Source organism: Paenibacillus sp. J31R30, assembly GCF_059692115.1.
Genome location: NZ_JCAUAV010000021.1, coordinates 1 through 13320 on the forward strand (window position 1 = coordinate 1; position 13320 = coordinate 13320).

General features: G+C 46.6%; 16 protein-coding genes and 1 rRNA gene. 13 read left to right on the forward strand and 4 right to left on the reverse strand.

Annotated features, from left to right (window positions below; genetic code table 11):
* Window positions 1-113 (forward strand): 5S ribosomal RNA (rrf, locus tag AC58QO_RS31955); the annotation flags it as partial.
* Window positions 114-317: 204 nt separating this feature from the next.
* Here rrf and AC58QO_RS31960 read toward each other — a convergent pair.
* Complete coding sequence (locus AC58QO_RS31960) at window positions 318-845, reverse strand: hypothetical protein (RefSeq protein WP_497272750.1); 528 nt, start codon at window positions 843-845, stop codon at window positions 318-320.
* On the opposite strand from AC58QO_RS31960, the gene AC58QO_RS31965 reads away from it, so the two are divergent.
* The 10 genes from AC58QO_RS31965 (at window position 831) to rsmI (ending at window position 8357) form a co-directional block, all read left to right on the forward strand.
* Window positions 831-1181: a sigma factor G inhibitor Gin gene (locus AC58QO_RS31965; protein ID WP_497272753.1), complete on the forward strand. Its 351-nt coding sequence runs from the start codon at window positions 831-833 to the stop codon at window positions 1179-1181. The genes AC58QO_RS31960 and AC58QO_RS31965 overlap by 15 nt on opposite strands.
* A gap of 110 nt (window positions 1182-1291) precedes the next feature.
* Window positions 1292-2809, forward strand: a complete 1518-nt coding sequence (locus AC58QO_RS31970; protein ID WP_497272755.1) for an aminotransferase class I/II-fold pyridoxal phosphate-dependent enzyme — start codon at window positions 1292-1294, stop codon at window positions 2807-2809.
* Window positions 2810-2830: 21 nt separating this feature from the next.
* Window positions 2831-3487 carry a dTMP kinase gene (tmk, locus tag AC58QO_RS31975; protein WP_497272757.1) on the forward strand — a complete coding sequence of 219 codons (657 nt, stop codon included), beginning with the start codon at window positions 2831-2833 and terminating at the stop codon, window positions 3485-3487.
* Between the two features lie 45 nt (window positions 3488-3532).
* Window positions 3533-3862, forward strand: a complete 330-nt coding sequence (gene darA / locus AC58QO_RS31980; protein ID WP_056618038.1) for a cyclic di-AMP receptor DarA — start codon at window positions 3533-3535, stop codon at window positions 3860-3862.
* A gap of 33 nt (window positions 3863-3895) precedes the next feature.
* Window positions 3896-4342 (forward strand): YaaR family protein, encoded by a 447-nt coding sequence (locus AC58QO_RS31985; protein WP_497260017.1) that lies wholly within the window; start codon window positions 3896-3898, stop codon window positions 4340-4342.
* A gap of 30 nt (window positions 4343-4372) precedes the next feature.
* Entirely contained in the window at window positions 4373-5350 is a 978-nt protein-coding gene (gene holB / locus AC58QO_RS31990) for a DNA polymerase III subunit delta' (RefSeq protein ID WP_497272759.1), read from the forward strand.
* 1 nt (window position 5351) lies between these two features.
* A complete protein-coding gene (locus tag AC58QO_RS31995) occupies window positions 5352-6155 on the forward strand; it encodes a PSP1 domain-containing protein (RefSeq protein ID WP_497272761.1) in 804 nt (267 codons plus the stop codon).
* A gap of 57 nt (window positions 6156-6212) precedes the next feature.
* Window positions 6213-6557: a DNA replication initiation control protein YabA gene (gene yabA, locus AC58QO_RS32000; RefSeq protein WP_497272763.1), complete on the forward strand. Its 345-nt coding sequence runs from the start codon at window positions 6213-6215 to the stop codon at window positions 6555-6557.
* A 73-nt stretch (window positions 6558-6630) separates the two neighbouring features.
* The gene (locus AC58QO_RS32005) at window positions 6631-7392 is read left to right on the forward strand and encodes a tRNA1(Val) (adenine(37)-N6)-methyltransferase (protein WP_497272765.1); all 762 of its coding nucleotides are present in this window, start codon (window positions 6631-6633) and stop codon (window positions 7390-7392) included.
* A 38-nt stretch (window positions 7393-7430) separates the two neighbouring features.
* Entirely contained in the window at window positions 7431-8357 is a 927-nt protein-coding gene (gene rsmI / locus AC58QO_RS32010; protein WP_497272767.1) for a 16S rRNA (cytidine(1402)-2'-O)-methyltransferase, read from the forward strand.
* A 209-nt stretch (window positions 8358-8566) separates the two neighbouring features.
* Here rsmI and AC58QO_RS32015 read toward each other — a convergent pair whose 3' ends face one another.
* Complete coding sequence (locus tag AC58QO_RS32015) at window positions 8567-8821, reverse strand: AbrB/MazE/SpoVT family DNA-binding domain-containing protein (RefSeq protein WP_028557356.1); 255 nt, start codon at window positions 8819-8821, stop codon at window positions 8567-8569.
* A 366-nt stretch (window positions 8822-9187) separates the two neighbouring features.
* Between AC58QO_RS32015 and AC58QO_RS32020 the strand changes: the two genes are divergently transcribed.
* A complete protein-coding gene (locus tag AC58QO_RS32020) occupies window positions 9188-10465 on the forward strand; it encodes an HD domain-containing protein (protein ID WP_497272769.1) in 1278 nt (425 codons plus the stop codon).
* Window positions 10466-10523: 58 nt separating this feature from the next.
* Window positions 10524-11291: a TatD family hydrolase gene (locus tag AC58QO_RS32025; RefSeq protein WP_497272771.1), complete on the forward strand. Its 768-nt coding sequence runs from the start codon at window positions 10524-10526 to the stop codon at window positions 11289-11291.
* On the opposite strand, the gene AC58QO_RS32030 is transcribed toward AC58QO_RS32025, so the two are convergent.
* Entirely contained in the window at window positions 11274-12524 is a 1251-nt protein-coding gene (locus AC58QO_RS32030) for an ABC transporter permease (RefSeq protein WP_497272773.1), read from the reverse strand. The two genes, AC58QO_RS32025 and AC58QO_RS32030, sit on opposite strands and share 18 nt — an antisense overlap.
* Window positions 12521-13264: an ABC transporter ATP-binding protein gene (locus AC58QO_RS32035; protein ID WP_497272775.1), complete on the reverse strand. Its 744-nt coding sequence runs from the start codon at window positions 13262-13264 to the stop codon at window positions 12521-12523. The genes AC58QO_RS32030 and AC58QO_RS32035 overlap by 4 nt, the downstream gene beginning before the upstream one ends.
* Window positions 13265-13320: the final 56 nt, after the last annotated feature.

Genomic DNA, 13320 nt, shown 5'->3' on the forward strand with positions numbered 1-13320 from the left:
GTGATGATGGCGGAAGGGATCCACGCGTTCCCATCTCGAACACGACCGTTAAGCCTTCCAGCGTCGATGGTACTTGAACCGCAGGGTTCTGGGAGAGTAGAACGTTGCCAAACTACATAGGGATCTTTTGGCGGAACCAAAAGTCTCTCAGCTATGAAAGAGCCTTACTTGGAGAATTCCAGGTAAGGCTCTTTTTTGCATATATCCGTGAAGGGATTGCCATGAAGCCCGAATTAGCTGTATGGCTACAGCTAATTTTATTTTGATTTACACGAAAGAAGAGTTTGACGTTGATGTTTCCGGTTAGTCGAGCCAACCTACTGTAGGTAACAGGACGTTTCCTTGCTCGATATTTTCACTAAGCCGCTCTTACGGTAAGGCTGGAAACGAAGCACCATCCACAGACGCGGCAGAAGCATCCAGCAATGAAATATCGTCAGGTGACGCAGCCAGGTGCCGGGTATCCATGGATATAGGACGAGGATCAAGGCAAGTCCGATGCAGAACAGGTGAAGCTGCACATTGGTAACGAGTCGAACGGAAGCATGTCCTTCAGGCAAGAAACCCGACCAGAAAATGCCCCAGCGATATGACCAACCGCGCATCGCCATCCCAATGGTGAAGTGGAAATAAGCGCGAATAAGCACCGTATGAAAGAGGAGCACGAGTGGATAGCTAACTAATAGAGGAAGCCAGTTAGAAGGGTCAAATTTATAGAAGACTATCAGAATTAGAGACGTATAATAGAGTACTATTTTATATAAAGAATGATAAAAGCGCCTCATCAGGGTGTAGCTATAAATCGTAGATTGTTTGGATAAATTAGATTCTTGTTTGATGGACATGTGACAGACCTCCGCGCTGCGGTAACGTATTATGAAGGTATTATCGGCATCTCCCTTCCAAAATATGAGGGTTTAGCTAGTTTAGGAGAATTGAGAATCGGACATACTAGTCGTAAAAGATCGTGGGGTGATCATATGGAGGAGAATCGGTTTGGATTATGCATGATTTGCGAACAACAACGAGTTGGCGGGATTCATATTGTTACGGCATTCATATGTGATGAATGTAGTAAAGAGATCGTCAAGACGAGCGTTTCTGATCAGAAATATCCGTTTTATGTGAGCCAGATGAGGAAGGCATTTTACATGGGGAATTCAAGACAGTATATGAATTAAGAGGAGAAGCTTCTTTTACAGAAGCTTTTTTGTTTTTTTGTCAGTAATCCACTACTATATAAGGGTAAATCGAAATTTGAAAGCTGACGAAGCTGGGGAGTTTGATCCGATTGTCTAGCGAACATCATTCATATAAGGCTCGAGCACCTCTATATGAGGCTATGGTAGCCCATCAGGCTAAGAAGTCCGTAAGTTTACATGTACCAGGGCACAAATCAGGTCAAGGGCTTCTAGAAGAGGGAACAGAGTTCTTACAATCGGTCATGTCCATTGATTATACAGAAATTACAGGACTAGATGATTTACATCATCCTGAGGGTGTTATCTTGGAAGCAGAACAGCTCGCGGCAGACTGCTTTGGGGCGGAGGAGACGTATTTTCTCATTGGCGGAAGTACGGTTGGCAATTTAGCGATGATCGGAGCTGTCTGCCAAAGGGATGACATCATTCTTGTTCAAAGGAACGTACATAAATCGGTGATCCATGGGATTATGTTGGCGGGGGCCCGTGCCGTATTTCTAGCGCCAAATATCGATCCAGAAGTAGGTATAGCCACAGGCTTACATATCGAAGACGTGAAACAAGCTTTAGAGCAATATCCAACCGCGAAGGCGTTATTTATAACGAATCCGAATTACTATGGAGTTGGTATTCCATTGAAGCCCTTGGCAGATCTGATGCATGAGAAAGGAAAGCTCCTTTTAGTGGATGAAGCACATGGTGCACATTTCGGCTTTCACGAAGGGGTACCCGCCTCGGCCTTATCTCAAGGCGCTGACGCTGTCGTGCAGTCTACGCATAAGATGCTAACCGCAATGACGATGGGGGCCATGCTGCATGTGCAAGGTCCGAGGATCAACCGTAGGGCTATCCAACAATTGTTGGCGATACTTCAAAGCTCAAGCCCATCCTATCCAATTATGGCTTCCCTAGACTTAGCTAGGAAGCGAATGCACACCGAAGGGCAGGCTTGGTTGGAACAAGGACTGGGCACCATGAAAGAGTTCAGAGCCGAGCTAGAGAAGCTTCCCGGATTACGCTACTTTCCCCGAGAAACGGGCCAACATAGCGGTGGAAGAGCAATCGCTGCAACGGATCCTTTTAAAATTGCGATTTATGATCCCACTCATAGGTTGTCTGGAGCAGAGCTCAAAGATCGCTTAGAAGCGGAAGGCTGCTATGTAGAAATGACGGATGGCTATTTAGTCTTACTCGTATTTACCCCAGCAAACACTAAAGAGGATATGCTTCGAGTTCTCGATGTTTTGAGCAACATTTGTTTGGACATCACCGACCAAAAGCAGGAACTTCAGGCGCCTATCTCGAATATAATTAAATTACCCACCTACGCACCCATCTCCTCGCCAATAGGCTTTGACCGTAGTGTCGTGTATCAACAAGCCGCGACCAGAGAGGTTCATATTGAGGAAGCCATTGGGAAGCGTTCAGGTGATATGGTAATTCCTTATCCGCCGGGTATTCCTTATTTGTATCCAGGTGAAGTGATTACGGCTTCTGTAGCTGAGGCACTCGTTTTTTTAGCTAGTCAGGGCATTAGGTTCCAAGGAACCCATTTTGGACAGACGTACAAATTAACTATATACACAGATCACGAAGGGACTTCGTGAGGCAGTAAGCAGGAGGAACACGTGAACGGAATATTCATTACGTTTGAAGGGCCAGACGGCGCCGGCAAAACAACACAGCTGAAGAAAGTAGCGCAGGAGCTGCAAAAATTAGGACATGACGTGCTCGTTACAAGAGAACCTGGCGGAACTGCAATCAGCGATAAAATCCGCGGTATCATTCTCGACCCTGTTAACGAGGAAATGGTGGATCAAGCAGAAGTATTGCTATATGCCGCATCACGTGCGCAGCATGTTCACGAGCTTATCCTTCCAGCGCTCAAAGCTGGTCGTATCGTTCTCTGCGATCGATTTATCGATGCCAGTGTGGCCTATCAGTCATACGGTCTTGGTGTTGATATCGAGATGGTAAAGAGTATTTCCAAATTTGCCAGCTCAGGGCTGCAGGCAACTAGGACTTATATTATGGACGTACCCGTCGAAGTGAGTTTGGAGCGATTAAATCAGCGAGCAGGTGCTGCTGAGTTTACACAGCAGTTGGATCGCATTGAGCAGAAAAATGTCGCTTACCACAGCAGAGTACGAGCGGGCTTCCACCAAATTGCTTCAGACAATCCAGAACGTGTTTTAGTTATTGATGCTAATCGCAGCGTAGATTTAATAGCCGCGGATATTTGGCAGGATTGCAAACAATTGCTTGAGGAACATATTTCCGTCTAAAGCGGAAAACCAATTCTTAGTTTATAATATAAGGAGGCATCACCCATGAAACTAGTCGTAGCCGTAGTTCAGGATAAAGACAGTAACCGTCTCTCTAACGCTTTAATTAAGGAAGGGTTCAGAGCCACGAAGCTGGCAAGTACCGGTGGATTTTTGCGTGCGGGTAACACAACCTTTATGATTGGTACGGAAGATGACCGTGTGCAAGAGGTGATGCAGGTGATTCGAGCTAATTGTAAAATTCGTGAGCAACTGGTAACACCTGTTTCTCCAATGGGAGGAACGACGGATTCGTACATTCCATTCCCTGTGGAAGTGCAAGTGGGTGGAGCGGCCGTTTTCGTACTGCCAGTCGAGCGATTCGAGCATTTCTAACCATAATCAGATGTACACAAGGATGGATGCGTCTTGAAAATTAATCCAGGGCTGCAGCCCATCGGCAAGAATATCAAAGTGAACGAGAATGTCCCTCCGCCGCAGATGGCTCCTCGGAACTTCTCTGACATCATGCAGCAGCATGATGAGAAGTATACGAGTGAGCAGCTTGCTAAAATGGTGCAGCAAATCACGCTTCAAGGCGATCGATTGTCGAGAGGTATGACAGTAAGAGAACTGCTGCAATACAAGCTGCTGATTCGTCAGTTTCTCGAGGAAACCGCTCGTCGCGGAGTTAATTTAAGAGATACGAAGGGCTGGGATCGTCGCGGCCGTTCGAAGCGATATAAGCTTTTAGAAGAAATCGATCGAGAGCTCCTCTCATTGGCTGATGAATTATTGGAGAGTGAGCAGGGGCGGATCGAAATTTTGCATAAAATCGGAGAAATTCGAGGTATGCTGATCAACTTGTTATTTTAAAAATATAAGCGTGTAATGGGGCGAAAATAAATGTCCTTCCGAGCGATACCGGGACAAGCAGCGGCGAAACGGCTTCTGCAGAACGGACTGCGTCAAGATAGACTTTCGCATGCGTATATTTTTAGCGGTCCTGTAGGGACGGGCCGTTCCGAAATGGCAATAGCACTCGCCAAAGCGATCTATTGTCAGAACGGAACGGATGACGCATGCGGCGAATGCTTAGAATGCCGGAAGGTCGAGCATGGCAACCATCCGGATCTTCATATGGTCGCTCCTGAAGGCGCTTCAATTAAGATTGAGCAGATTCGGGAGTTGCAGAAGGAATTTGCCTATCGTGCAACGGCGTCAGGTACGAAAATTTATATCCTGTACCATGCAGAGAAAATGACCGTACAGGCTGCGAATAGTTTGTTGAAATTTCTAGAGGAACCGAACTCTCGAGTAGTAGCGATTCTTATTACCGAGAACGGGAATGCACTGCTGCCAACGATTCAATCGAGGGCACAGTGGATCCAATTTACGCCAATGGCGCGTGAACAAATGGTGCTTACACTGCTGGAAGAAGGCCTTCCAGCAGCATTAGTGCAACCTGCAGCGCATGTAACAGCAGGCTTGCAAGCGGCTAGAGATTTAATTGCAGCAAATTGGTTTGCAGAAATGAGAACCGTAATGTTACAATTAGCGAAGGAGACGCTCACACGTTTCCCTACTTCCATGATTACCGTGCAACAACGGATTGTGAAAACAGAACTTGCGGATCATGTTTCGACGTTGTTCGACCTACTGATCCTCTGGTTTAAAGATATGGTGCAGTTGCGCCTTGAGCGCAGAGATAAGCTTGTATATAATGACCAGCTAGACTGGATGAGCTCCCTCGCGTTAAGTCGAGATGTCTCAGTCTGGGTGCGTATGATGGAGCAAGCCGTAGATTTACAAAAGCGACTGCGTTCCAATGCCAATTCTCAGCTGGTTATAGAGAAAATGCTCGTGGAGATGCAGGGGGTGTAAGATGTACTCAGTGGTTGGCGTCCGCTTCAAGAAAGCGGGTAAAATATATTATTTTGACCCCATTGATTTACCGATCGAGAAAGAAAGTGCCGTTATCGTTGAGACCGCACGCGGTGTAGAATACGGCAAGGTCGTGGTGGGTAAAAAGACAGTTAAAGAAAACGATGTCGTTCTGCCGCTTAAAAAGGTCATTCGCATTGCGGATGATACGGATGCTGATTTGGTTGAAGAGAATAAAAAAGCAGCCAAGGACGCTTTCCAAACGTGTCACGATAAAATAAAAGACCACAGTCTTAAGATGAAGCTAGTGGACGTAGAGTATACCTTTGACCGAAATAAAATTATTTTTTATTTTACGGCAGAAGGACGCGTCGATTTCCGTGAGCTCGTGAAGGACTTGGCGAGTATTTTTCGGACAAGAATTGAACTGCGTCAAATTGGTGTACGTGATGAAGCGAAGATGCTGGGTGGCATAGGTCCGTGTGGGCGAATTCTATGTTGTTCCTCCTTCTTAGGTGATTTCGAGCCAGTATCCATTAAGATGGCCAAAGATCAGAATCTGTCTCTGAATCCGACCAAAATATCGGGATTATGCGGAAGATTGATGTGCTGCTTGAAATATGAACATGATAACTATGAAAGTGCCAAAGATTCACTGCCGACGGTAGGTCGTCTAGTGATTACTTCATTTGGCAGCGGGAAAGTATTAGGTCTAAATATTAAAGAACGTACGGCAAAGGTTCAATTGTTTGATCTTGGGAAAGCGCTAGATCTACCATTCGATGATGTTGTTGAACAAGAGTAGAAGATCGATCCAAGGAGGCGCTGGCCAGTAAGCATGCATGGCACTAGAGGTGAAAGCGTGGATAAACAAGATATTTTTGGACAAATAGATGGGATTGAAGAACGAATGGGTACCACGTATGCTGAATTAGGTGCCTTGAAGAAACGGATTATTACCCTCATTGAAGAAAATAAAAGATTAAGCATAGAGAATCAGCAGCTGCGTAAGCTCATTCGCCAAGAGGAAACAGTGGTCGAGGAGCCAGCGAGAGATACTGTTGACGAACCGGTACAGCTACCAGGAGCCGGATATGATAATTTAACCCGCTTATACAATGAAGGCTTTCATATTTGCAATGTGTACTATGGACACCTTCGGACCGAGGGAGATTGTTTGTTTTGCTTATCCTTTTTAAATAAATAAGACGCTTGGCCGTAGGGGTGTATCCCTTACGGTTTTTTTCCATAATAAGACATGGGAGAGAAAGGGAAGATATATGAAGCAAGTTTCGCTACTACCGACTGAACGTATTGATGATTTATTGACATATGATTTGAAAATTATCCAAAGTGATGAAGTGTTCAGCTTCTCGATGGATGCTGTCCTATTAGGGAGGTTCAGCAGTGTTCCTCCTAAGGGGCGAGTCGTAGATCTATGTACAGGTAATGGTGTCGTCCCCCTGTTGCTGTCCACACGAACCCGCGCAGAGATCTGGGGTGTTGAAATCCAGGAACGTTTGGCGGATATGGCTGTGCGCAATGCAGAGATTAATGATCTCTCGGAACGGCTGCATATGGTGCAAGGCGATTTGAAAACGATTCACAAAACGCTGGGACACGGACAATTCGATGCTGTCACGGTGAACCCGCCCTATCTGCCTGTGCCGAATGGGGAGCAGAATAGCAATGCGCATTTTGCAGCGGCACGTCATGAGATTCATTGCACGCTGGAGGACGTCATTGCAGCAAGTGCCAGGCTAGTGAAGGCTGGCGGTAAAGTTGCGATGGTGCATCGCGCTACTCGTGTAGTCGACATCATGTGTCTAATGAGGCAGTACCGCATCGAACCGAAGCGAATTCGTTATGTGCATGCGCGTGCGGGAGAAGAGGCGATGATGGTACTAATTGAAGGGATGAAGGATGGCAAGCCGGAGATTCGTACGCTGCCGCCTCTGATCGTATACACAGAGAATGAAGAATACTGCCAAGAGCTCAAGGATATCTACTATGGAGGCCGGAGCTCGCTTGAGTTCTCGTAAGAGGGCCTCTGGAACACTAATACAAAGTAATGAGGAACATGCTGTACGATCAATATAAAGTGATGAGGGATTTAACTGTGAGTTTGACGATACAGAAAAGCTACCGCGAGGATACAAGCGGTGTAGGCACGTTATATCTGGTTGCCACGCCAATCGGCAACCTTGAAGATATGACCTTCCGCGCGATCCGCACGCTGAAGGAAGTGAGCATGATTGCCGCCGAGGACACGCGGCAAACGCGCAAGCTGCTGACCCATTTCGAAGTCGCTACGCGACTGGTCAGCTATCACGAACACAACAAGCAAGCAAGCGGCCCGGAACTCGTCCGCTTGCTGCTTGAAGGGCAGAGCATCGCGCTAGTCAGCGATGCCGGCCTGCCGGCCATTTCCGACCCAGGTTATGACCTGGTGCGGATGGCCGTAGACGAGGGCGTGCCGGTGGTGCCCATCCCCGGCGCAAATGCGGCCCTGTCGGCGCTGATTGCATCAGGCTTGCCGACAGAGCGTTTTGCCTTCGTCGGTTTTCTCCCCAGGGAGAAAAAGGACCAGACGAAGTTGCTTGAAGGGCTGCAGCATGTGCAAGACACATTGCTGTTCTATGAATCGCCGCACCGCGTGGAGAAGACACTTCTGCGCATGGCGGAAGTGTGGGGGGCGGAGCGCAGGGTTTGCCTCGCCCGCGAGCTGACGAAGCGGTACGAGGAGTTCCTGCGCGGCACGATTGCAGAGTGCCTCGCGCACTTAGAGCAGTACCCGCCGCAGGGCGAGTACTGCGTGATCGCCGAAGGCGCCTCCGACGCGGCCGTGCAGGAAGCGGCCGACGGTTGGTGGGAGGCGAAGTCGCTCGGCGAGCATGTCGCCCACTACGAGGAGCGTGGGATCGATCGCAAGGACGCATTAAAGCTGGTCGCGACCGATCGAGGGATATCGAAGCGTGATGTATACAATGCGCTGCTGGAGCGTTAAGGGCGCAACGGGACAACGGTATGACATAGAATAGGAAAAGGCCCCTTACGGGGCCGGATCCATCTCTCTTATCATGGTTTGTTCATACAAGGACAAAAAAAGATCTCTAACCCGTGGCCGAAGCCAACAAAGTTAGAGATGAAAGGAGATATGAAAAAGGTTAGAATTACCAATAGGATAAGTGCTACTTCTATTATATACTACTTTTCTTATTTTGTCACAGGTGTTGGCATTTCTGCTAAACAAATATGGCAAACAATTTTTCCTTTGAAGTACGATACGTTCTCCGCATTGCCACAGAAGATACAAGCAGGCTCATATTTCTTCAACATGATGCGCTCGCCGTCTACATATATTTCCAAAGCGTCTTTCTCGCCAATACCCAACGTGCGGCGCAGCTCGATTGGAATAACAACGCGTCCTAATTCGTCCACTTTTCTAACAATTCCGGTAGATTTCATCATATATATAAAACCCCTTTCGATTTTATCAAATTTTTATCAAGATCGTCATGTTTCGACATTTGCTTATGACTAATGATACCAACGATTCCCAAAATAGTCAACCATATTTTCACTGAAAAAGAGTCGATAAATCCCTAAATTCATTATTTTTGTGACGGGCTAAATATCGGTAATGGCGCTAGGAATAAGGGCTTGTAAGGGGTATATTACGTACTTATTAAATTCATAAATGAAGAGAAGTACTGGAAAATCAGGGATTGGGAAGCGATGAAATTGGAATTTGAAATTCGACATTAAACGACATATTAAAGGGTTGTATGTCGAAAATGTCGAAACAAGTACAAATATTAAAGGAGGTCGAAGCGTATGAATGAAGAGAAGGTGTTCAAAGATCCCGTCCATAAATACATTTATGTGCAAGATGATACGATATGGGATTTGATTAATACTCGAGAGTTTCAACGGTTGCGCCGTATACGTCAACTAGGCACATCCTATTTAACCTTTCATGGTGCGGAGCATAGTCGCTTCTCCCACTCGCTTGGCGTTTATGAGGTTACTCGGAAAATTATTTCGCAATTCGAACGCAATCACTATGAGGATTGGCCGAAGGAGGAGCGTCTGCTCTGTCTGTGTGCGGCTCTGCTGCATGATTTGGGGCATGGTCCGTTTTCGCACTCCATCGAGAAGGCATTTGGTACAAGACACGAGGATTGGTCCTGCCGTATTGTGCTTGGAGATACCGAGGTGAACAAAGTGCTGAGCCGGGTTTCACCTGATTTTCCCAAGAAGGTGGCAGGTGTTATTTGCAAATCATATAGCGAAGAAATCGTGGTCAGCCTTGTATCTAGTCAACTAGATGCGGATCGTATGGATTATTTGCTGCGTGATGCTTATTTTACAGGCGTTAACTATGGCACATTTGATCTGGAGCGAATTCTTCGAGTGATAAGACCTTACAAAGGGCATATCGTTGTGAAAGAGAGCGGCATGCATGCGGTCGAGGACTATTTGATGTCTCGCTATCAGATGTATTGGCAGGTGTATTTCCATCCAGTTACGCGAAGCGCGGAAATTCTTTTGCATAAAATATTTGCCCGTGCTAAGCATTTATATGAAGAGGGCTATACATTCGGATTCATGGTGGAGCCGATTCTTCATCTGATTCAGAATCAAATCTCCTTGGAGGATTATTTGCTGCTGGACGAGTCCGTCATGCAGACGATGCTGACCTTTTGGAGTCAAGAGAAGGATCCTATACTGATGGATATGTGCAAGCGGTTCTTGGACCGCAAATTGTACAAGTACAGCACCTTCGATGGTGATCAGGAACAGTTGATTCAGCGTTTGGAAAAGGTGATGAGAGAGGTTGGCTTCGACCCAACGTACTATATGGAGATCGATTTCCCATCCAATCAATCCTATGACGTGTACAGAGCAGGTGAAAATGATGATAATTTGCCGATCCTGCTGCTGGATCATAAGGAAACCTTAACCGAAATTACGCATCGCTCAGAAATTGTACAGTCCATTAGCGGCTTTCAAATGGGTAAGCATCATGTGTACTATCCAGAGGAGCTGCTGGAGAGGTTGAGTGCCGAAGATTATCCTGATGTTTGGGGGATGTTGGGCGAGCAAGATTAAGGGAGAGTATTATATAATTGGAACACAATCATGGTCATTGACATAGAGGAGAGCAGTTATGCTAACAGATTCACATACACATTTAAATGCCGAACAATTTAATGAAGACCAAGCGGAAGTTATTCAGCGGGCGCTAGAAGCCGGTGTTACGAGAATCGTGAATGTCGGCTTCAATCGTGAAACGATACCGAGCTCGATTGCACTTGCGGAGAAATATGATTTCATCTATTCGACCGTTGGATGGCATCCTGTAGACGCCATTGATATGATGCCTGGTGATTTGGAATGGATTGAGTCCTTATGCCAGCATGAGAAGGTGGTTGCAATCGGGGAGATCGGTCTGGACTATTACTGGGACAAGTCACCGAAGGATGTTCAGCAGCGGGTATTCCGTGAGCAAATTCGTCTTGCACGAAAGCTGGGAATGCCGATTGTGATTCATAATCGAGATGCACATCAAGATATTTTGACGATTCTCAAAGAAGAGAAGGCGGCAGAGGTCGGAGGCATCATGCATTGCTTCTCAGGGAGCTGGGAAACGGCCAAGCAGTGTCTGGATATGAATTTCCATATTTCCTTCGGAGGGCCAGTTACGTTTAAAAATGCGGTGCAGCCAAAAGAGGTGCTGGCGCAGGTGCCGCTTGATCGTCTCTTAATCGAAACGGACGCTCCTTACTTAACGCCCCATCCTTTCCGCGGTAAGCGCAACGAAACTAGCTATGTTCGCTTAGTGGCGGAGACTGCCGCGGAAATTCGGGGGATGACGCTGGAAGAGCTGGCTGAAATTACAACGAACAATGCAATTAGGTTACTCGGCCTCAAGTAAAGCGTTTTTCTTGAACTTCCGGCGCAGAATTACGCCGCACGCGAAAGAAACGAAAGCTAAGCCGAGCAGTGGAACTAGGAGATGCAGGATAGGCGTTCCTATCATAAACGGAATCGTCAGGATGACAAGCTCGAATGTAAGGGTTAACCAGATAATATAGGCTAGGGAGCCTGCTTTAGCTTGAGACTCCAATGGATACATATCGAGCCAGAACGTATAGCGATGCGCACGCTCCAGTGAAGTAAGCTGAACCAGTGAAATGACAAGGGCGATGAAGAGAATGACGCTTCTTGCCGTCGTGGAATCTGAAACGGCTATGGCTAATACACCAATCACAGTCAGTCGAAGAACAATGGCGAACAATTCAGTGCGCAGTAATGTCTTCATATATAAGTAGAGAAACGCCGAATCCTGTCGAAAGGGAATCAGTCGGGTAAGTCCGCTGATCCAACCTCGGCGGGCTATTCGCGTTGGTAACTGAGGTACATCTACGAACCAATTAAAGAAGGCGTAGAGTCTAGCTTGCTGTTGTTTCTCTTTGGCAATCAGGTAGTCCCATCCGATCACATATTTAGCTGTGGAACGGAATGCAAGCAGCCACATGAATACAAGTAGAATCGCTGCTAGGCTGGCCCATAAGCTGCTGTAGTGAAATTGGATCGTGATGAGTGCAATGGATGCCGCCCAGCGAAAACTGACAGACACGAATCTTGTTCGATCAGCGGCGAATCTTCCTTCCTGCCAACTGGCTAATAGGTTAGCTACTTTTAATAGAAGTAATAGAGCCAGCATGAGCAGAAAAGGCTGCGAATCGGGACCTAAACAGTGGTTATAAAGCGGTCGTAGTGTGACCCAAGCGAGAAACAACCACGTACCCTGAAGTGAAAAGCTATACAGGAAGCTGCTTCGAAAATAGACTCCCATTTCATGCTCTATCCGCAATAGAAACATCCGATCGGCACTGCGGGTCAGTGTTCGAATAGGACTTGAAGTGACGAGTGGAACGAGCACGAGCAGCACGATCCATAGGTACGGGTAATCTGTCGGAAGGCGCTGTAATGTTTTTGCATAATAATAGGAAGAAACGATGACAAGAAACAACAAAAAGCCGATAAAGTTACTTCGTGCGGCATACTGCCAATACCCCATGGATTCCTTCATATAATGTTGGAAACGCTGCTTCCATAATGCATGTGTGTTAAATGCAGGTGTAGTATTTTTTGACTGACTCATGCTATGACTCCTTGAACAAGCTTGTAGAAGATGTCGTCTAATGACGCTTGAGGCAGCTCTGTTTGCGCGCGTAATTCGACTAAATCTCCCTGCGCAACCATATGGCCTTTGTGGAGAACGACATAGGAATCGCAATATTTTTCAATTGTAGACAAAATGTGTGAGGAAATGAGGAATGATGCGCCTTTTTGCTTCATTTTAACCATTAATTCGAGCAAGGAACGAATTGCCAAAGGGTCGAGTCCAAGAAACGGCTCATCGATAATATACAGGGAAGGCTCGATCAGGAACGCATTCATAATCATGACCTTTTGTTTCATCCCTTTGGATAAATGACTGGCGAAGCTGTTCAGCTTGTCCTTCATTTGAAACTGCTCTAAAAGAGACTGGGATCGTGTTTCGTAATCCTCCTTGGAAATGCCGTAGGCCATGGCCGTTAGCTCAAGGTGTTCGCGAATTGTTAGCTCTTCGTATAACTCCGGACTTTCGGGTACGTAGGCATATGTCGCTCGGTATGGTATTGGATTTTCGGCTAAGGTAAGACCGTTGATACGAATGGTCCCTTTTTGCGGTTGTAGCAGCCCGAGAATATTTTTGATGGTCGTACTTTTACCTGCCCCATTGAGTCCGATTAACCCCATCATTTCACCTTGGCGGATCGAAAAAGTGAGGTTGTGGAGGACGGGCTTGTTGGGTAAATATCCACCGAATAAAGCGTTTACCTGTAAGATGGGAACCATCTCAATTGCCTCCCTAAATAGCAAATTATTGGTATTTACTGATCAAATACTTCCAG